19 protein-coding genes are annotated in these 19,095 nt (G+C 43.2%); 5 read left to right on the top strand and 14 right to left on the bottom strand.

Annotated elements, in window-relative coordinates:
- Positions 1-34: 34 nt before the first annotated feature.
- The 5 genes from CDC33_RS12980 to CDC33_RS12960 form a co-directional block, all read right to left on the bottom strand.
- Positions 35-946 carry a HEAT repeat domain-containing protein gene (locus CDC33_RS12980; protein ID WP_109008818.1) on the bottom strand — a complete coding sequence of 304 codons (912 nt, stop codon included), beginning with the start codon at positions 944-946 and terminating at the stop codon, positions 35-37.
- Between the two features lie 190 nt (positions 947-1,136).
- Positions 1,137-1,376 (bottom strand): DUF8630 family protein, encoded by a 240-nt coding sequence (locus tag CDC33_RS12975; RefSeq protein ID WP_109012559.1) that lies wholly within the window; start codon positions 1,374-1,376, stop codon positions 1,137-1,139.
- 301 nt (positions 1,377-1,677) lie between these two features.
- Positions 1,678-2,427 carry a phycoerythrobilin:ferredoxin oxidoreductase gene (locus CDC33_RS12970; protein ID WP_109008817.1) on the bottom strand — a complete coding sequence of 250 codons (750 nt, stop codon included), beginning with the start codon at positions 2,425-2,427 and terminating at the stop codon, positions 1,678-1,680.
- A gap of 80 nt (positions 2,428-2,507) precedes the next feature.
- Positions 2,508-3,239, bottom strand: a complete 732-nt coding sequence (locus tag CDC33_RS12965; protein WP_109008816.1) for a 15,16-dihydrobiliverdin:ferredoxin oxidoreductase — start codon at positions 3,237-3,239, stop codon at positions 2,508-2,510.
- 193 nt (positions 3,240-3,432) lie between these two features.
- A complete protein-coding gene (locus tag CDC33_RS12960) occupies positions 3,433-4,020 on the bottom strand; it encodes a phycobiliprotein lyase (protein ID WP_109008815.1) in 588 nt (195 codons plus the stop codon).
- Positions 4,021-4,090: 70 nt separating this feature from the next.
- Between CDC33_RS12960 and CDC33_RS12955 the strand changes: the two genes are divergently transcribed.
- On the top strand, positions 4,091-4,894 hold the full coding sequence (locus CDC33_RS12955) for a pentapeptide repeat-containing protein (RefSeq protein WP_109008814.1): 804 nt from the start codon (positions 4,091-4,093) through the stop codon (positions 4,892-4,894).
- A gap of 195 nt (positions 4,895-5,089) precedes the next feature.
- On the opposite strand, the gene CDC33_RS12950 is transcribed toward CDC33_RS12955, so the two are convergent.
- Positions 5,090-5,296 carry a hypothetical protein gene (locus CDC33_RS12950; protein WP_109008813.1) on the bottom strand — a complete coding sequence of 69 codons (207 nt, stop codon included), beginning with the start codon at positions 5,294-5,296 and terminating at the stop codon, positions 5,090-5,092.
- Positions 5,297-5,682: 386 nt separating this feature from the next.
- Positions 5,683-6,342, bottom strand: coding sequence for a HEAT repeat domain-containing protein (locus tag CDC33_RS12945; protein ID WP_109008812.1), 660 nt, complete (start codon positions 6,340-6,342; stop codon positions 5,683-5,685).
- 496 nt (positions 6,343-6,838) lie between these two features.
- On the opposite strand from CDC33_RS12945, the gene CDC33_RS12940 reads away from it, so the two are divergent.
- The 4 genes from CDC33_RS12940 (at position 6,839) to CDC33_RS12930 (ending at position 9,143) form a co-directional block, all read left to right on the top strand.
- Positions 6,839-7,420: a bilin-binding protein gene (locus CDC33_RS12940; protein ID WP_109008811.1), complete on the top strand. Its 582-nt coding sequence runs from the start codon at positions 6,839-6,841 to the stop codon at positions 7,418-7,420.
- 86 nt (positions 7,421-7,506) lie between these two features.
- A complete protein-coding gene (locus CDC33_RS41230; protein WP_280524411.1) occupies positions 7,507-7,629 on the top strand; it encodes a hypothetical protein in 123 nt (40 codons plus the stop codon).
- Between the two features lie 101 nt (positions 7,630-7,730).
- A complete protein-coding gene (locus CDC33_RS12935; RefSeq protein ID WP_244919171.1) occupies positions 7,731-7,928 on the top strand; it encodes a helix-turn-helix transcriptional regulator in 198 nt (65 codons plus the stop codon).
- Positions 7,929-7,934: 6 nt separating this feature from the next.
- On the top strand, positions 7,935-9,143 hold the full coding sequence (locus tag CDC33_RS12930) for an RNA-guided endonuclease InsQ/TnpB family protein (RefSeq protein WP_109008810.1): 1,209 nt from the start codon (positions 7,935-7,937) through the stop codon (positions 9,141-9,143).
- 87 nt (positions 9,144-9,230) lie between these two features.
- Here CDC33_RS12930 and CDC33_RS12925 read toward each other — a convergent pair whose 3' ends face one another.
- The 7 genes from CDC33_RS12925 to CDC33_RS12890 all read right to left on the bottom strand — a co-directional run bounded on the left by CDC33_RS12925 (position 9,231) and on the right by CDC33_RS12890 (position 18,918).
- Positions 9,231-10,784 carry a hypothetical protein gene (locus tag CDC33_RS12925; protein ID WP_109008809.1) on the bottom strand — a complete coding sequence of 518 codons (1,554 nt, stop codon included), beginning with the start codon at positions 10,782-10,784 and terminating at the stop codon, positions 9,231-9,233.
- Between the two features lie 632 nt (positions 10,785-11,416).
- Positions 11,417-12,157, bottom strand: coding sequence for a phycocyanobilin:ferredoxin oxidoreductase (locus CDC33_RS12920; RefSeq protein WP_181373994.1), 741 nt, complete (start codon positions 12,155-12,157; stop codon positions 11,417-11,419).
- Positions 12,158-12,519: 362 nt separating this feature from the next.
- Entirely contained in the window at positions 12,520-12,711 is a 192-nt protein-coding gene (locus tag CDC33_RS12910) for a hypothetical protein (RefSeq protein ID WP_146195808.1), read from the bottom strand.
- Positions 12,712-12,734: 23 nt separating this feature from the next.
- On the bottom strand, positions 12,735-14,681 hold the full coding sequence (locus tag CDC33_RS12905; RefSeq protein WP_109008806.1) for a response regulator: 1,947 nt from the start codon (positions 14,679-14,681) through the stop codon (positions 12,735-12,737).
- 142 nt (positions 14,682-14,823) lie between these two features.
- Complete coding sequence (iscB, locus tag CDC33_RS12900) at positions 14,824-16,107, bottom strand: RNA-guided endonuclease IscB (RefSeq protein ID WP_109008805.1); 1,284 nt, start codon at positions 16,105-16,107, stop codon at positions 14,824-14,826.
- 251 nt (positions 16,108-16,358) lie between these two features.
- Positions 16,359-16,733 carry a response regulator gene (locus tag CDC33_RS12895; protein ID WP_109008804.1) on the bottom strand — a complete coding sequence of 125 codons (375 nt, stop codon included), beginning with the start codon at positions 16,731-16,733 and terminating at the stop codon, positions 16,359-16,361.
- Positions 16,705-18,918: an ATP-binding protein gene (locus tag CDC33_RS12890; RefSeq protein WP_244919223.1), complete on the bottom strand. Its 2,214-nt coding sequence runs from the start codon at positions 18,916-18,918 to the stop codon at positions 16,705-16,707. The genes CDC33_RS12895 and CDC33_RS12890 overlap by 29 nt, the downstream gene beginning before the upstream one ends.
- Between the last annotated feature and the right edge of the window lie 177 nt (positions 18,919-19,095).

Raw genomic sequence — 19,095 nt, 5'->3', positions numbered from 1 at the left:
GTCGGTAGAGACAGCAAGCAGCTGAACGGGAACATTACCAATCATCTGCTTCGGACTGGCGTTCAATTTGCGCGATCGCTAGTTTAGCCAGAACCCGCACCACCTCTTGTTGATCATTAAGTAGCGGCTGTAATGATTCTAATGCACTGCGATCGCCAATTTTACCAAGAGAATTGATTGCTGCCTTCCTTACGTCTAAATCAGTATCTTGAATTGCCAAAATTAAATGCGGCACAGATGGAGGATAATTTACTTGTCCCAAGGCTGCGGCTGCTTCAGTGCGGATAAGCGCTTCTGGATCAGTCAGAGCAGAAACTAGAAGGTTGCAGGATTTTTCGTCTGACTGCTCTTGCGCCACATGACCAAGGGCGCCGATGACAGCACATCGGACATCTAAAGAGGCGGCGTTCAATGCTTTGTATAGATGGTCTGCTGCTTCCGATCCAATAAACGCCAACGCCCATGCCGCAAGACCTTTAATATCTTGTGGATGCTCGTCTGATGCTAAAATTTCCAGCAACGCTGGTACAGATGCTTCTCCGGTTCTGGCCAACGCCCCGGCGGCTGAACTTCTGACTACCCTATCTTCATCATTGAGAAAAGCATGAAGCAAGTCTGGCACAGCAGACGGGTCAGATATGATAGTAAGTGTCTTGGCAGCAGCTCGCCGCACAACTACATTGGAATGATTTGCCAGTGCCTCTACGAGAAATGGCGTTGCTGCTTCACCAATTTCACCCAAGGTTTCGGCAAACCGCAGTCGCACCATTCCCCGTGGATCTCCTAAACCCTCCACGAGTTGTTTAAGAACTTTGTGATCTGTAGAATCGAAGGTTTCTAGTGTAATCTGCTCATTTACCCTCTGAACCAGATCATCATTTTCAGCTTGCACTCGCAGGATGAGATCATCCACTGCTGGAGCTTTGGAGTTGAGCGATTGACTCATGACAAATTCCCTATCACCGTTATTGTTAAATGATCTAGTACAGGTCGGCAGAAATAAACCTACCGTTTTATTACAGCCAGAAAGCCTAAAATTAAAGCTTTTTGACCGTCGCTTCCCTCCAATTAAAAATTGAGAAAAATACCTAAATTTTTAATTTTTAATTCTTAATTTTTAATTCCCCAAAGGGGTACTAGTTACCAGATGTCAGAGTAGATTGCTGCTGTCGTAGTGACTCAAGAGTTGCATCTAGCTGGGCAAGCTGAGGTTGCAGGCTAGCAAGTGCTTGTGTCTTCATAATTTTGGCGCGTTGCGCCATTGACAAGGTATCGTTAACCAGGCGTTCCCGATATTCTTCTAATTCAGCGATCGCTTCTGTTAGTTCTTCAAGGCTGGTTTGAGCGATTGAAGTGAGTTCTGTAGTATCAGCCATATCCTTTGTGTTTCCTAAAAGTAGATTTAAAATGCCCATGTTCGATTTTCTCAGATTCAGTTACCAACGGACAAACCTTTTTGATTATCCTGGTTCTACTGGTCTGTCAAATTCATTTTGATGACGGTTGGGGAGACGCGATAAATCGCCGTCTCTACAAGGAATCTATCCGTCAATTATTTTTTGACAAACTACTACCTTTGATACCAACTTCGGATAGGTAATCTTGTTTCAAACTTATAGAATAGTTTATCAAGCAAGATTTTTAATCCAAAATCCAAAATCTAAAATTGGTATTGCTTCATCTAATCGCTGATGTTAGCTTTCTTTCCAAATCGAATAAAAACCCGTGGATATATTCTTCTGTCCACTCAGCACCGTAAAAACGGGTGAACATTCCTCGTGCTGGATCTTTTTCGGCTCGATAGCGCAGATAACGCAGTTGAGCCTGTTCAATGTCTGCTAAATATTTGGAGTCGGTTATCGGTTGTGCCTGGTCAACAAAATCCAGGTAGGCTTGTAGATAGTCAATGAACGCTGCAAACACATGGGTTTCCACTACCTCAGTTTCCTGGGGGCGCGTCCAGAGAAAGGCGGGTGAGAAAAAGGGCTGGGCTTCTTCAGGAAAGTCGCCCCCCCAAGGTAGATGCTGCTGATGTGCGTGAAAAGTTGGCAGGATAGGCTGGGTATACTTTGCCTGATACTCCAAATCATCCCGAAATAGGGGTTGCATATCGAGGGCAATTAAGTGTCCTCCTGGCAAGGTAACTAAATCTGCGCCAAAGAAGGGCAAATCGTAATTCAGATGGGGGAAAATAACGAAATTTAATACCTGAAGTGAGTTACCTCCTTGTACATGGGCGGCTCGAATTTGCCGGAGTTTGGTAGTTTGATAGGCATAGCTAGTGGTTAAGACCTCTTGTTGATGTTTGCCTTTGCCTACTGTTGCTTGCTTCGACTCAAACCCTTGAGGAATTGCATAAGGCTGCAAATTCAAGCGTTCCTGCAAAAGCGCGATCGCATAATCTAAAAATGGCTGATAGAGAGTCAATGTCGCTTCGCTCCCAATTCAAAATTAAAAATTCAAAATTAACTATCACCATTTTTTTGTGGTGATGTAGATTTAAAGCACTATTTGGCTGCATTAACTACTAATGGCACAGCATCCTCAAACAAAAATTCATGCAAAAATCGCTCTGACCATTGATGTCCAAAGTAGCTACTGAACAAACCAGATGCAGGATCGCGATCGGCACTATATTGATCGTAGTCTTTTTGGGCTTTGACAATCCGTTGAATGTCTGACTGGTCGTTCAGAGGTTTAGCTTGGACTAGCATCTGCCAGTACAAATTTAGATAGTCTTTGAATGCCTCAAAGACCCTCGTTTTTACTGTTTCTGCATCGGTTTTGGCAAATAAGAGATATTTTGAGAAGTACTGATTAGCATCATAAAATTTCATTTCCAAGCCTTGTGCCAAGTCTGGATACTTATCATGCAATGTCTGCAATGGATGTATGTACTTCCTTAAGTAAGCTTCATCTTGAAATAAAGGCTGGAAATCCATCACAATCAGGTTTTTTACCTGACCGAAAGAGAGAAAATCAATGCCAAGTAAGGGCAACTCGTAGTTATGACTGGGATAAATCACACTATTAAAAATCTGGGCACTTGCGCCTGCATCAATGTATGTATAGCGGATTTTCCGTAACTGTGGACATTGATAGCACCAACTCTGAATTGTGGCGGGATTTCTGCCGCGATCGCTCACCTGATACTCTAGTCCTGGGGGAATTGGGCGACTTTCTAATGTAAACCGTTGCAAAAGCCATTGTTCCAGATGCTCAAGGAAGCACTTATACATAAAATTTATAGCCTAATTTGCCTTAACCCCAGAGAATAGGGTATTCCCAGATTCGCCGTCTCGAATATGTTAAACAAAGCAACGATCCTTAACGTTAGGATTAGGCGATGGTGCAATGCCTATTGATGGCGATCGCCAGAAATATGGCCTATAAACGATAGCAAGTCCTTCAAAATTATGAGCGACCAGATAATCAAACGGATGCTCTAGATAAATTGTGTTGCACCATTTGTGCTAAATTCGCCTCAGTTAAATAGCGTCGTTCAGAACAATAGGTCATCAAATACACTCCATTCATCATCCGCACTGTGCTGACGCGTACCCGAAAATCATCGGTCATGAACCAGCACCGTTCCTGACCTTGGTTGGTTTCATACTCAGTATCGATGGTTAAAATACCATCTTGTCCAAACCAGTAACGGCTAACTACCGGAATTTTTTCCACATAGCCTTGGTTGCGGAGCAATTTTCCTGATCGCCCTGTTTCATCATCTGGTACATCAATTAAGACAGCGACACGATCAAGATTGGGTTCTTGGTCGTCGTCATGTTCTTGCCACATAAAGCTAGCACCTCCCTTAGCACTAGCTGGATCGATACCTTGCGGCTGGCAGATTGCTTTTACTCGTGGGTCATCAAGTGCGATCGCGCCTACATAAAGCTTTGATTCTCCTGATTGATCCGGTACCATATCAAAGTGATGCACTGTGCGCTGGGTAAACCAGACTCCTTCACTCTTACGGAAAAACTCCATCATGGTCATTGGTGGTACAAAAGGCATAGCTGATCCCCATAATGATTGTAGATATGTCGCGGTACAATACCCCTAAATAATCTCACGATTTCAACCCATGATCAGCAGGGATCAGAAGACACCCCAAGAGGTTTTGGCTGTCCTCAAGGCAGGATTTGCTCTAACTCAAGAAGATTTATATCAATTCAACCTCAGTGGTTTAGAACTGCAAAGAGCTAATTTGCATCAAGCTACTTTGATTCGAGCGAATCTCAGTAAAGCCGATCTCAGTGCTGCCGATCTCAGTGGCGCTGATTTACGCGCAGCCGATCTTAGCCAAGCGATTTTAAGGGATGCCAATTTACAGGCAGCTTGTTTGTACCGAGTCGATCTGAGTGGCGCAGATTTACGGGGAGCTATTTTGACTGATACCAAGCTGCTAGGGGCAATATATGATAGCCAAACTCTGTTTCCTGAAGGCTTTAATTACAAATCCTCTGGGGCAATTGGGCCAAATGCCTATTTGAATGGTGCCCAGCTGAATACAGCCAACTTGCGTCATGCTGATTTGCAAGGTGCAAGTATGTTGGGAGCATATTTAGGGGGGGCTGATTTAACTCATGCTAATCTTCAGGGAGCGCGGCTAAGTCAGGCTGACTTGCGGAAAGCCTGGTTGCCAGGAGTATCTTTACGCAATGCTCGATTAAATGGAGCCAATCTTGCAGGAGCTGATTTACGAGCAGCAGATTTGACTGGCGTTGATTTCGAGCATCTGGAAAGCATTGCAGGAGCAGATTTTAGCCATGTTCAAGGGCTAAGTAACGAAATGCGATCGCGCCTCCTTAGCCAACCTGCACAAGAGCTAGATACACCTCATGCTTTAACTCGTCGCACCACACGCGCTAGTCTAGAAACTAAGTAGGTCGTTGGGATAAGGTAGGGGGCAGGGGGAAAAAGAGTTTTAGCGTTGTTGACTTTTATTCACACAGTTTGAGTTTATTGTTATGAAAGTTTGATAATGGGGGCAAAGAGGACAAGGAGGAGAAACAACTCAAAGTTATTTCCTGTTCCCCATTCCCCATTCCCCATTCCCCATTCCCTATTCCCTATTCCCTTCTTAAGATTTAGTAGCTGTCCAATCTTTTTTCAGCAACGCCAGAAAGGTAGCAATTCCTTTAGAAAATCCTAGTGGGTCGGGTAGAACATACTGCGGAAATTCTTCATACGGCCGCCACGGCTCTGAAGAATTATGCCGCAGGTGCAAAACGCGATCGTCCCCTTCCAATTTCCAGAGCATTTGACCGCCAGTGGGAATTTCAGCCATTTGTTTCTCCTATGGTGCAAACAATAATACTCAGTCACAGTTTGCTCTTTCCCAATTCTGCCAGTCTAAATATTAATTTATGTCAAGATTGCTACAAAATTTCTAGACTTTTGTGTTGAATTGCTGTATGAGCATGGATAAATTATAGGTGTTCATCACTGAGTTAGGCATAACTCAAAGAAATAGTTTTCTTCTCCACCTAGTGGTAGAGTCAGCCTCAACTCTTGGAGACGCCACGCGAACGTGGAAGTCAAAAGTCAAAAGTCAAAATTAAGAACCCCATAAATGAATTTAGTTGCTCTGCATCCAAATTATTTTTTGGATAAAAATCAACAGTAAATATTCTCCTCTGTCCCCTTGTCTCCTTGTCCGGTTCCCCCTGCTCCTCAAGAGATTAAATTTTCCATTGCCGCCCCCACCACCCGATGATCGGCATCCTGTCTGAGTTGCGCCAGGGCTTCCTTGGCTTCAGGAGTATTAAAGTGCTTGAGAGCATAAGCAACTCGTACCCGGATATATTCAAACTCAGAATTTTTCAGGTTTAGGAGTTGGGACAAAGCTACCTCAGACTGACGGGAAGCCGCCAATGACCCCAGCGCATCTATAGATGCTTCCTGGACTGCGGCATCGTCACCTTCTAGCCCCAGAATACAAACCTCTACAACTTCTTCAGGGCAATCCATTTCTACCAAGGCTGCCAAAATACTCCGACGTACCAACCAGTGATCGTCTCGTAAAAATGTCTGCACCAGATGAGAGGCTGAAATTCTGCCAAACAAGGACAGGGAATTAGAGGCTTCTGCGCGGACATTGGGGGTGTTATCAAATTTCATAATTTGCAACAGGACAGCAAAAGATTCTGAGGTTTTTTGCTTACCTAACTCCCTAGCAACAAAGGTTCGCACCAGAAACTCTGGGTCTTGGATATGGCGGTTGAGCAAAGGAAAAGCGACATCCGCCGGATAATCTTGCAGGGCAGAGATCGCCTTCAGGCGGTATTGAAAATCCGAGTTTTGCAGATCGGTTTCGATTTGACTGAGATCCATAGAATTGACAATCTGAAATTAAGTTACAGTTTTAAGCCCTTCAGGAATGGGAAAGCGTTCTCCTTTTAGGTAAGCAGCGAAGTGCTGCTTAAAATACAGTGTACTGGTCATATTTGGTTCGTTACTCTGGTCAGGTGTAAATTCATAGTTTCCCTTTTGAGTTTCCTAACAATTTACCGCTACAGTGTTACTAACTAGTGGTGTGTCTCATTAATTCTGAAGGGTTATAAAAGTTCGTAGTAAGGACTTTAGTCCTTGATTTGAGCGATAAATCGCTCACTACAAACCCAGCAAAATTAATGCGATGAACCACTAGTAGTCTGCCAACCCAAAAATGTTAGGTGGAGGTTGGGTAAAGGTTAAAGGGAAAAGGGTAAGGGATAAAACCCTTTTCCCTTTACCCCGCCAAGTTGCCTTGGCGTACTACTAGCCCTGCTGAAAATTTGAAAAAGGGCAGGAGTTCTACTTTTCAACCAGTCTATTAATAGTTTTGACCATGACTCAGCCACAATTGAGCGAAAAAGTTCGAGAACTGATTCAAAAAGCAAGGATTGTCAGTTTTGCTACTTGGCAAAATACCCATCCAGCAGAGGCTATTCAGCTATTTCAGGCGGCTGACGATCAAGGACGCTATCTTACTGATGAAGATTTGCAGCAGATTCAGCAGCTTGTATCAGCAAATACAAAACTCATTGCCGTAAGTCAGGGGCTACGCGATCGCGTCCGTGAAATCGTAGATGAAGCCAGAACCCATGTATTAGCTACATTTCCCAACATTACCCAACCCGGTGGTGGACTCTACCCAGCAATAAGGGCTGATGCCTGTTGGCGTGATTTCTGGCACTTCCTGCGCTGTATTACTTACGGCATTGCCGGACAGCACACCGACTATACTAGTGTCGAAGGATTGCACTACATGCAACTGTTGTATCAAGAATTGCAAGTACCTTTAGATGCAATGGTTGTAGGGTTAGAAGGTATTAAAACTGCCAGTTTAAAGCGAGTGGAGCCCGATCAGCAAGCAATCGTTGCTCCCTACTTCGATCATCTGATTGAGCAATTAAAGCAATTTCGCTAATTGTTGGTGCGATCGCTTTGCCAACGTCTTCGGTGGACACTTTGGGCATCAATTCCCCATCGGCTGTATTGATTTTTCTATAGACTTTGCGGTTTGAGCTATTTCCGACAGCAGCCCCACGCCGTCCCGAAGGGCGGCGATGGGAAGAATGTCGGGGCGGTGACGAACACACCCCCGAACCGATGTCAACCGCTAGGTTGACGGGGTGAGTGGGGTGTGTATTGAATCAAGTTAGCTTGTAGTTGTCAAGTTAGCTTGTAGTAATAACTTGTAGTAGTATTTTGTATAGATGACTTCAGGTGAAAACTTTATGACACTAAGAGAGTCACTAGGACTCACTCAAAGACAAATAGCTGAAGCAGTAGGTGTTACCGATCAAACTGTTTCCAACTGGGAGCGTGGAGTTCATGCTCCGAAACTTACCCTAAGACAAACTATCAAGCTTTGCAAAATCACGAGATCCACAGTTGAAGATTTAGCTGATTTATTTGAACCAGAAAAAGATTAGATCAGAATGCGCCTAGCCTACCAGTACCGTCTAAGACCAACCAAACAACAAATAGCCACTTTTGAAAACTGGCTTGAATTGTGCCGTCGTCAATATAACTACAGGTTGGCAGAACGGTTTAACTGGTGGGAGCAAAATCGCTGTAACGTTGACCGATGCTCTATCATTTCTTGTGGTATTGCACCACTAAAAGACAAACCCAGTTATTACAGTCAGAAACGCGATTTAACCAACACCAAAGCCTTGTTCTCTGACTATAAAGAAATCCCCTCGCACACCCTACAAGATGTAATAGCAAGGGTAGAGAAAACGTTTGACCGTTGGCTGAAGGGAGATGGTAAGGGTTTTAAGTCTGGTCGTCCCCGGTTCAAAGGCAAAGGGCGCTATCATTCATTGGCATTTCCTGACCCCATCAAACCAGAACACTTAACGGGTAAATTTATTCAGTTACCCAAAATTGGCAAGGTCAAAATGATTTTGCATCGCCCTATTCCTGACGGTTTCAAAATCAAAACCGCCACAATTACCTGTAAAGCTGACAATTGGTATATCAGTCTTAGCTTAGAAGATGTAACCGTGCCTAGTACTAAAGTTGATGTCATCCCCGCACTGGATAACACACTCGGTATTGACATGGGACTGAAATCATTTTTGGTGACGAGTGACAAACAGGAAGTAGAAATCCCTCGACATTATCGCAAATCTGAAAAGAAATTAAAGCGGTTGCAGCGTCAATTATCCCGTAGAAAGAAAGGGTCAAAACGTCGTCAAAAATCTATTAAGCGTGTTGCAAAATCTCATTTAAAAGTTGCTAATCAACGTAAAGATTTTCATTATAAAACTGCCTTATGTTTACTTAAGCAATCCCAGGTTATTGCACATGAAAACTTAAATATCAAGGGACTAGCAAAATCAATGCTAGCGAAATCTGTAAATGATGCTGGATGGGGTCAATTTCTACAAATTCTGAACATCAAGGCTGCAAGTGCTGGGTGTTTGATAGTAGCGGTAAATCCCAACGGCACAAGTCAAGAATGCTCTGATTGTGGCGCGACAGTCCCAAAAACACTGGCTGACCGATGGCACAGTTGCCAGTGCGGTGCTAGTTACGACCGTGACCACAACGCAGCGCGAAATATAAAACATAGGGCGGTGGGGCATCCTGTCCTTTCAAAAGCTAGGGAAATGTCCAACCCGTTGGGGGGAGTCACCTAGAAGCCCTCGCCGTCCCGGAGGGCGGCGCAGGGAGTATGTCACGCGGAATAATCATTCTACCCCTTTTATTTCCGAAACTTTTCCTGCCTACTTATTTATAAGCTTTAAGAGATTTGTTAGTGTCGTTCCTGAGTAGTATTGAATATCGGGAGAATGAGTAACTTTATCTACAACGAAACCAATTTTCATTCCAGATGTATAGGTGACTCCGGAATGGGCAGTTTGTTCGATGCGAATTTCATACTCAACAGGTTGCTCTGGTTTAAGCCAAGAATCAAAGCGATCGCCCAAATTGATCTGATAAGCATCGGCCCAGTGAGGATAGGGTTGATGTGGAACAAGTGGGTAAGACATCTCGCTGACTTTGGAGTTGTTCTGGGACAAAATAATTGTCAATTTAACCGTTTTTAACTCGCCCAGAAGCTTACCTTCATCTAAAAGAGTAAAATTGCGGGGATCGGGGAAGCGATCAAATCCTTTAAATTTAAAACGTCCTAAACGTTTAGGGTGAATACCTCCAGTAATCGTAATTTCGGTTTGGTTTGGCGAATTATTGAGAATATAATCCAATGTGCCTGGAATATAAAATTGCAATTTCCCCGATTCAGTAATTTCAGTTTTGAGCGGAGGATCTCCTAAATCTTCTGGGCGTTTAATAGTTTGCCAAGACACTTTAAAAGAATTTTGGACGGTTTCTAATAAACGATAACTATCTCGGACATCCGAACCAATACCAAGTAGACTCTGTAGCCCCATTTTTTTCGACAAATTTTTCTTGATCAGCCTAATGCTTCGATCGACTAACAGACTAACGCGATCGCTATAACTAATTTGTTCTTGAGGAATTTCTGTACCCTTAACTAACAATACTTGACCGTAACTACCAGGTTCCCCATCTATACCGTTGCGTCCCGGTTGACCAGTAAGGCCATTCTCACAAGTAAAATCTCTCTGTTGTGATAGACCAATATATTTCCAGCCATAACGGTAGTTTGGATCTAAAATTGCTGGCTGGGGTCGATCTTGTTGTTCGTCATAGAACGCATCACCCGAACAGCGAAATAATTCTCTGTTAACTTCTCTCCACTGGGCGTTATCTACATTGATTTGCTGCGCCATCAATGCCCAAGTGCAATAGTTTACAGTCCAGCGCGGTTGAGTACAGTTACATCCACTACCTGCTTGTCCCCCCTTTCCTCCAACACCTGCCCTCCCACCCCGATTATGTAACACCACATTCTTGAGTTGAGATAATGACTCAAAGTAAACAGTAGCATTACCGCCATAACCACCGCGACCACCATTACCACCATTACCGCCATTGCCGCCTTTAGCACCGCATACATTCACTGTCACATCCTGCGGCTGTTGGCATCCAGAAGCTTGTTCACCAGAGGTAGCAGATTCTCCCGCTTCGCCATCTGTACCGAAGATGTCAATCGTTTGTAGTTGTTCGCTAGCGCGAATTATTCGCTCGGTGGCAGAGTTTCCATCTCGTCCAGACCGACCATCTACCCCATGTCTACCATCTTGGCCAAAAATTTGTACTTCAGCAGCAACAACATTGACAGCTAAAGCATTAACAGTTGTTGCCAAAAGGCATAGTTTGAGAATGTACTGAAGCGGCTGATTAATATTCATACAAGTTACCAGTATTACAGACTAGTCAAGCATCAATCAGGTTACAAGCTTTTTATTATTTAGCAATTAACTTACTAAAATTTCATTCTCAAACTCAAATGTTTGGTAAAAACTTAAAATTTTTACAAACCTTTACAAACCTTTACAAACCTTTACAAACATAGTCCTCAAACTACGACGACCGCTACTCATTTTACTTCACCACAAAATCCCCAAAAGTTTGGGAGGCAAAGACGAATATAAAGAAGGCAGTCCCGATGAAAAGACAATTGAGGATGGGTCAGTAACCCTGTTTTGTCACTCTCGGAAAACAATAATCGAACCTAAATTCTGAGACTTGGAATTAATCAAGCTTTAAGGCTTTATTTTCTAACAGTAACTAAAATTTCTAGTTAAAAAGCAGAAATTAAAGCGCCAAAAGGGTTTCAGCTATTGGGTTTTCCCACTCTGACAAAACAGGGTTAGTGAAGTACAGATGACAATGTGCCGATTCATTGAGAAGCCGTGTAATGGGAAACTATTAAGCACGGTTTTGAAGACCAGCGAGTTTCGCGAGGGACTCGCTGAGTTTACTAGTATGCCAACTGATGTATTTGTAAATGTTTATTCGCAAAAAGGTATCGGTGGAATTTTCAAGCTACATAGTCAAAAAGCATAGTGGTCATGTAGCGTTCAGCCCACTCTTGACCAAAGGATTTCTCTAGAACTCGCCGAGTTTTATCATTTTGTTGCTGCTTGGTACAGTAATTTCGTTGTCCTGCTAGAACCTTGGAAATGTCAAGATTTGATGTCAGAGGTGTCTGTTGACTAGCAATCTGACAATGAATGGTTAAAAACTCCCGAACTCGATTGAGAAACCTATCTTCTTCTTGAGAGTCCCCCGGACGGACAAATAGACAAAATTCCGAAAAGATATCGCCCCATTCTGGTAAAGCCCGTGGTTGGGAAAACTCAAGCCCAGACAAAACAGACAATTGTTGAGAATAGCTTGGTGGTAAGGTACGATCGCTACTAACCGGAGATAAATCAGCGATCGCCGCACTAATTCCTCCTCGTCCGCCAACCAAATCTGTGCCAAAAATCGGCAAGGCATATTCGGCATTAGGGAACATTACACAGTGCAGAATATCTAATCCATTGCCAACCTGAGCCAATTCTAAATGCAGTTTGCGAAATTGCGGAGCTTGATAGCAATGATTTTCAATGATCAGCCGTTCACCTTCCAAATGTCCCTCGACGTAGCCTAAACCTTCTGGTACAGAGTAAGGGGAGATATCGAGGTACTGTTGCCAAATTTCTTCGATGGAATCCGCTAATCTGTGGATTAATGGATGCTGACGGGTTCTTAACGACGTTTGCATAGAGTTCAACATACGCTTCTCTTTGAGAATAGAATTAATATTTACCTTGGCGTATAGTTTGTGCAAAATTTGTGCAGTCTTGAGGGATTGGGGATTCTGACTTTTCCCGTTAAGTCGTGAAACAACGAGATAGCAAGGGTTTCAGGCTACATTTTATTCTCAATAGCTTAATATTAATGACAAGAAATAACGAGATAATGCGGCTTTGGGCTAGGGGTTTAGTTAGTGATCGCTCAATTAATGAGATAACGGGAAAAGTCAGATTGGGGATTGGGGACTGGGGACTAGGGATTGGGGATTGGGGATTAGGGATTAGGGGATGAGGGGATTAGGGGATTAGGGATTAGGGGATGAGGGGATGAGGGGATTAGGGATTAGGGGATGAGGGGATGAGGGGATGAGGGGATGAGGGGATTTGTGAGAACTTGCAACAAGTCTTTCCCCTTGTCCCCAATCCCCAATCCCCAATCCCCAATCCCCAATCCCCAATCCCCAATCCCCAATCCCCAATCCCCAATCCCCAATCCCCAATCCCCAATCCCCAATCCCCAATCCCCAATCCCCAATCCCCAATTCCCCTATCCTATAATCAACTTGCCCAAGCCTTAACTCTTTGTAACCGTCGCAGAATTCGGTTAGCTAGTTCGACTCCTTTAACGGGCTTACACAGATAATCGTCAGCACCAACAGTAAAAGCTTGATTCTGAGTGGCGGAATCTGTCAGCACACTCAGAAATAAAACTGGCAAACGCTGCCAATGAGGATCACTGCGGAGAATCTGGCAGAGTTCAAATCCGTTGATCTGTGGCAGATTGACATCTAATACTAGAGCATCGGGGGTGACAGTCTCTAGTACTGTCCAAAATTGTTGCGGATCGGCAAGGGTTGTAACTTTAAATCCCCAAGGTTTCAGCAGGGTGGGAAGAGTGTGCAACCAGTCTTGATCGTCATCAAGAATCATCACCTTTTTTGTGATCTCAGTACCGCGCAACAAGTTTACTACTGTGTCAATCACCTGTTCAGGAGGAATTGGTGCTGTCAAAAATAGTTTTCCGCCCCGCCGCATTGCCTCCAAGCGATCGCTCAATTCACTGCGATCGCTAATCACAACAATTGGCAAGCTAGGGTAACGCTGTGCTAATATCTGCAATGTTTCCCAAAAATTACTTACTTGGTGAGTATCGGGTTGGGATGGAATTGAGGCAAAATACAACAGTATGATATCAGGATTTTGGTCTAAGCTATCAAAAACTGAATCTCTTGCTCCCAAAGCTTTAGCCATATTCTCCAGCATCGGCGCAATCTGAATGCGAATTCCCCGGCTTGCCGCCACAGGCTCTAACGATTGGTTAAACTCGATATCCGAACTCACAATCAGTAAAAGCGGTGATTGCCCATTGGGAACCTGAGACAATTGAATCAGTGTAGTCTGCTCAATGTCTTGCTGGAGAGCCATTACCAGGGTTTTCATCAACGGCGCGTGTTTCGGTTGTAGCGGTTCTTGACCACCCAACCAATACTCTAACTGCCGTGCGGTATGCATTGTTTTGCTTAACCCAAAGATTCCCAGATTTCCCGCCAGTTTGTGAGCAATTTGTTGCGCCTGTGCTTGTTGTTGAGGTTTGAGTTGATTTATTTGTAAATCTCTGGCAACTTGTAACAAAATTGTCATCTGGTCGAGGCTTTTCGGTTTTGTAGTTTTCCAAGTTTCGTTGAGAAAAGCCAAGTATTGTTGTTGGGAATCGTCAGGAAAATCATACTTTGGGAAATCACTCAACGTTTTTAAAGATACAGCGATTTGAGAGTCACCCGCAGCATTATTTACAGCAGGTGTCGCCGATTGAGTGGTTGATTCTTCTGTGTTTGGTGCTTTTAAGTAGTAACCCCGTCCATGCATGGTAGCGATAAAATCATGAGGCGCACCGACTGCAACTAGCTTTTGTCGCACTCGACGGATATGGGAACGTACCGTTGCGCCAGATGGAAAATCTTCTGAAGACCATAATTTATCTAAAAGTTCTTCAGTGCTAAACACATGCTGGCAGTTTTGCAGCAAAAGTTCTAGCAAATCATATTCCATTGTCGTCAGGTTCAGGGGGCGGCCATTGTAGGTCACTTCACAAGTACTGGGGTTAAGGAGCAAATCCCCCCAAGTCAGTAAAGGAAAGGGATTATTACTTCCCCGCCTCAGCAATGCCCGAATCCTAGCAATCAGTTCTATGGGATTGAAAGGTTTTACAACATAGTCATCTGCACCTGCATCCAATCCCTGCACTTTGGCAGTAATGTTATCTTGAGCTGTAAGTAACAGAATTGGGACGGTGTATCCCTCTGTCCGCAGACGCTTGCATAAGCTAATGCCATCCAATTTCGGCAGCATGATATCTAGTACAATCAAGTCATACTCAAAGGTGGAGCTATAAGTCCAACCCATTTCCCCATCTTTGACGACATCTACAACATAGTGATGGGTTGCCAGATTTCTAGTCAGGATCTTAATTAATAAATCGTCATCATCTACAAGCAAGATTTTCATCTAAACCTCCCAAGAGACCCCCACTATATCGTTACTCCGATTAGTGGTGGGAGGAATGGGAGAAAAATTACGAAACGTTTCCTGACCACTTTTCTGCATAGCAGAAACCGTAAGGGAAACAGTTGAGTAATTTCTAAATCTTTTATTGTGTATATGAGTAGCCATCTTTTTTGTGAATTACTGAACAATATTTGTGACTAATTCCTTGAACTAATCCGTTTTTAGTAGAGATGTTGAAACTCCCTGTTGCACGAGTTGCAATTCTCCCAATATATTCACCAACTTTCTTACCAGTTTTAACAACAGCTTTAACAATGTCTCCAGTCTGAAAACCAAAGTGAAATTTAGCTCTTGAACAATGACGATTTGGAAAACCGTATTTATCTGTGCGACATAATTGCCTAGTACCATGACCGTTAGCTATAATCAACAATGGTTTAACACCTTTAATAATCAATTTGGGCGTTGATTTACCAACACAAGCAGCATCTAACCAATGAGTTTTTTCTAGATTCTGTTGGCTACGATTAAACTTTGTTAATCCACCAGAACCTGTTTCTATTGTTAATCCAGTTGCTTTTAGAGCCTCTAGCAATGCAAAACGAGTTGTGTTTACTGCTGCTGCATCAGTTAATGTTTTTTTTGTTTGAGCCAATATTTTTGCTAGCCTTGTTTTGTCTTTTTTTAGGAACTCTTTGATATCCTTAATTTCTTTCTTTGTGTTGCATTTTTCACAACTTAGAGTCAGGTTAGTAATCGAATTACTGCCTCCTTTGGCTCTTGGGTGAATATGTTCTATCTGTAGTGGAACGTCTTTAGCATCACAGTAAGCGCATTGTCTACTCCATTTTTCAAGTAAATATTCTCTGATTTCGTAACCAGTCAAAGTACCTTGTTGATACTCCTTTCCTTGGATATCTGGATTACGCATTAATTGCATATCAAAGCGTACTAATTCCTGGCTAATTGCTTCAATTTGTGCAATTTTACGTAGCTTATTAACCCATGTTTTGATATTTTCAACACGACTTTGTAAGCTCGGTGCTAACCACCCTTTTGGACGTATTCTGTTTAAGAATCTTGGTTTACGGTATCTAGTTTTACGGCTTCTTCTGCTACTTCTCAACTGTCTCCTATAAGTTAAAGCATCTCTAATTGCAAAGCCTCTATGTTTTAGTTCGGCTGCAAATATAACTTCCCCAGTAGTATCGTTGACCAATATAATCCCTGTTGTTTTAGCTCCAGGATCAAGCTTTAATCGCAGTGGTGTTACTGATAAATCTGAATGTGATTTTTTGAGAATAATGGTGAACGGAAAACGGCGGTAAACTGCTGCTTTACCGTTTCTTAATAGTTGTCTAGCTTGGGCTGAATGGATTGGGTCTAATGGTCTTTTTTCAGTATCAATTACAAATACTTTGGACATAAGTCCCTCCTTTCGGGTAATGTTAGCTTCGTCAATGTTTCAGGTCGGTAACTATCTCAAAAGTACTGGCTTAACCCTTAAACCTGTTTAACTCTTAAGTTCTAGAGCAAAGAACTAGCTACGCATTCTCTGGTAGGTCTTGAACACTTACCTTAAACGTAGTGATTTAACACTTAGACTGGACAACTAGGCTCTTTCAAGCTCCCACTATATCGGTACTCCGATTAGTGGTGGGTGGTTGACTGATGCAGCTACCAATGGAGAATTTTACTAATTTGCTCCGGTAGATTGAGGGAGTTAAATGGTTTTGTAATGACACCACTAACTCCCAAATCATTAAACTGGCGCTTTTCTGCCGTTTGTGCCTTGGCAGTTAAAATAATCACCGGAATTTGTTCTGTTTCAGAATGAGACTGGAGTTCTTTAAAGGTAGCAATACCATCCATATCTGGCATCATCACATCCAGCAAAATCACATCGGGTTTTTCGCTTTGGGCAGTCTGGATGCCTTCAAAGCCAGAACTAGCCGTGAAAACTTCCCAACCTGCTGCCATTTTGATGCCAAATTGCACAACGGTTTGAATGGTTTCTTCGTCATCAATAATTAAAATCCGCTTCATATTCATAGCTCACTCTCCATGAGATATTGACGCACTCAAGGGTAGGTAATGTAAATGCAAAGGTGCTTCCACTCCCTGGAGTACTCTCAGCCCAAATTCTACCGTTGTGTTGTTCAATAATTTTGCGACAGATGGTCAGCCCTAAACCAGTACCACCTTTTTTGCGGGAATCTGATGAATCTACTTGTTGAAACTTTTCAAAGATCCGTTCGAGTTGGTCAGCAGGAATGCCTTGACCTTCATCTCGCACTCGAAACACTAATTCTTTGGGGAGGTTTTGGGAACCTTGCTCTTGTTCTACGGTTAGCCAAACAGTCCCCCCAGGTGATGAAAACTTGATGGCATTACTAATTAAATTTGTCAAAGCTTGCAAGATATAATCTGCATCTGCCCACACTGAGATATCTTGTGGTTGTTTGACCAGAGTGATTTCATGCTGCTGTGCCATTGCTTGCATTGCCTCTGCTGCTTGGATCATCAAATTAGCAGCATTACAAGCTTGGCACTCCATGATGACTTTGCCAGACTCAATTCGCTGTAAATCGAGGACGTTGTTAACTAAACGCACTAACCGTTCAGTGCTATCATCGGCAATTCCTAGCATTTGTTGTCCTTCGGTCGAGAGAGTGCCCAATCGCCCTGTAGCTAAGATTTTTAGGGCGCTGTGCAACGAAGTTAGGGGAGTTCGCAATTCATGGCTAATTACAGAAATGAATTCATCTTTCATCCTTTCAATAGCTTTGCGATCGCTAATATCACTACTCAAGGCGAAAAATCCCTTCACGGTGTTCTGGTCATCTACATCAGGGATGTAAGTTACATCAACCGATCGCCAACTCCCATCTTTTAAAAGAATATCATTTTCATAGTTGACGGCTTGCCCAGATAAAGCTGTTTTTACATAAACTTGCATTCTTTGGTAGCAATCTTCTCCCCAAACCTGTTGGAGATGGGAACCATAAATTTCTTTAGGAGATTGTCCCAGCCAATCCTGATATGCTTGATTATTAAAGCGATATTGTTGTTGATCGTCCACATAGGCGATTAGTACTGGCAGCGCATTCGTAATTAAACGCAATTGCTCCTCACTCTGTCGCAGTGCCGCTTCCGCCTGCATCCGCACATTAATTTCCTCTTGTAATTCTGCGGTGCGATCTGCTACAACCTCTTCTAAACGTTCCAGTAGTTGGGCTTGAGATAAAGCAATACTGATTTGATCGGCTAGTTGTTGCATCAATTCCAACTCAAAATCTACCCAATGGCGAACGCTGTCGCATTGGTGCGCGATTAACAAACCCCAAAGGTGATTCTGTGACTGGGCATTGAGGTTTTGCACAATCGGTACAATTAATTTGGCTTTAATCTGGAATTGATCGACAAATTCCACCAAACAATCTGCCAAGCCAGCCGCCGGATCGTGTACATCTGCGGTTGCACGTACCCGTCCGTGAGCATACAGTTGTTGATACTCTTGGGGAAAAACTTCTTCAGGAAATTCTAGATCCATCAGTGTGGGATAATCTGGTAAAACTGCTTCGCTGATGGTTTTTCCTGTACCATCCGGTAATACCTGATAAATTAGCACGCGATCGGCTTGCAGAATCCGTTGCACTTCCGTAACAGTGGTATGCAGAATTTCCTTTAGCTGTAACGACTGGCGAATTTTCAGCGTCACTTCTGAAAATAGTTCTACCCGTTGCTGTTGCTGTCGTAATTCCGCCTGCATGGATTCCCGGCGCTGACTAATGTCTCGTAATAGCAGCAGATGACAGTGGGGAAGGACGTTAGGTATTAAGGTATACTCCATCTCTCGCTGGTTCTGGGCAGAAGATGAAACTAACAGTTCCCCCATCAATGATTGTCCGGGTGGAAAACTAAGAGAGTTGGGTTGACAAGCAAATTCGGCAGTGATGAAATTAGCTAAAACTTGCCCTTTGAGTTGCTTACGTGATAAACCGAGTAAATCACTTGTAGCAATATTCATATCCACCAAACATAAGCGATCGTCAATTAAGGCGATCGCATCATGAGCGTTTTTAAATAAAGTTTGAATCAGACGCTTCTGAGTTTTTCCTTGATGTTTAGATTTTTTCGCGCCAGATTCCTTTGGCAGAACCTCTGGCAGAGAAGCTTTCCGTTCGCCTAGCGTCTCACAGAGAAGAAATCGCTGCTTAGAGGAACGTTTAGACACCTACATTTATATGCAAAGGGACATTTCCATTTTTTACTGAACTTATGGAAAGTTCAAATCTTATAAAGTTAATGTTGGAAAATTTAACATTTGGTCTAAGTCTGCACCAACGTACAAGTCCCCACTCCCCGGCCACCTAGATAATCTCAAAAATCAAATACAATTCCTATAGTAGAC

It is taken from the genome of Nostoc commune NIES-4072 (genome assembly GCF_003113895.1).
Taxonomy (GTDB): Bacteria; Cyanobacteriota; Cyanobacteriia; order Cyanobacteriales; family Nostocaceae; genus Nostoc; species Nostoc commune.
Note: the sequence above shows the minus strand (reverse complement) of the source record. Positions and strands in the feature narration are given on the sequence as shown.

Coding starts and splice junctions, on each gene's coding strand:
- CDC33_RS12935 (WP_244919171.1), top strand. CDS start 7,731: ATGACACTAAGAGAGTCACTAGGACTCACTCAAAGACAAATAGCTGAA.
- CDC33_RS12920 (WP_181373994.1), bottom strand. CDS start 12,157: ATGTTGAACTCTATGCAAACGTCGTTAAGAACCCGTCAGCATCCATTA.
- CDC33_RS12975 (WP_109012559.1), bottom strand. CDS start 1,376: ATGGCTGATACTACAGAACTCACTTCAATCGCTCAAACCAGCCTTGAA.
- iscB (WP_109008805.1), bottom strand. CDS start 16,107: ATGTCCAAAGTATTTGTAATTGATACTGAAAAAAGACCATTAGACCCA.
- CDC33_RS12950 (WP_109008813.1), bottom strand. CDS start 5,296: ATGGCTGAAATTCCCACTGGCGGTCAAATGCTCTGGAAATTGGAAGGG.
- CDC33_RS12965 (WP_109008816.1), bottom strand. CDS start 3,239: ATGTATAAGTGCTTCCTTGAGCATCTGGAACAATGGCTTTTGCAACGG.
- CDC33_RS12905 (WP_109008806.1), bottom strand. CDS start 14,681: ATGAAAATCTTGCTTGTAGATGATGACGATTTATTAATTAAGATCCTG.
- CDC33_RS12980 (WP_109008818.1), bottom strand. CDS start 946: ATGAGTCAATCGCTCAACTCCAAAGCTCCAGCAGTGGATGATCTCATC.
- CDC33_RS12925 (WP_109008809.1), bottom strand. CDS start 10,784: ATGAATATTAATCAGCCGCTTCAGTACATTCTCAAACTATGCCTTTTG.
- CDC33_RS12955 (WP_109008814.1), top strand. CDS start 4,091: ATGATCAGCAGGGATCAGAAGACACCCCAAGAGGTTTTGGCTGTCCTC.
- CDC33_RS12940 (WP_109008811.1), top strand. CDS start 6,839: ATGACTCAGCCACAATTGAGCGAAAAAGTTCGAGAACTGATTCAAAAA.
- CDC33_RS12960 (WP_109008815.1), bottom strand. CDS start 4,020: ATGCCTTTTGTACCACCAATGACCATGATGGAGTTTTTCCGTAAGAGT.
- CDC33_RS12895 (WP_109008804.1), bottom strand. CDS start 16,733: ATGAATATGAAGCGGATTTTAATTATTGATGACGAAGAAACCATTCAA.
- CDC33_RS12930 (WP_109008810.1), top strand. CDS start 7,935: ATGCGCCTAGCCTACCAGTACCGTCTAAGACCAACCAAACAACAAATA.
- CDC33_RS12945 (WP_109008812.1), bottom strand. CDS start 6,342: ATGGATCTCAGTCAAATCGAAACCGATCTGCAAAACTCGGATTTTCAA.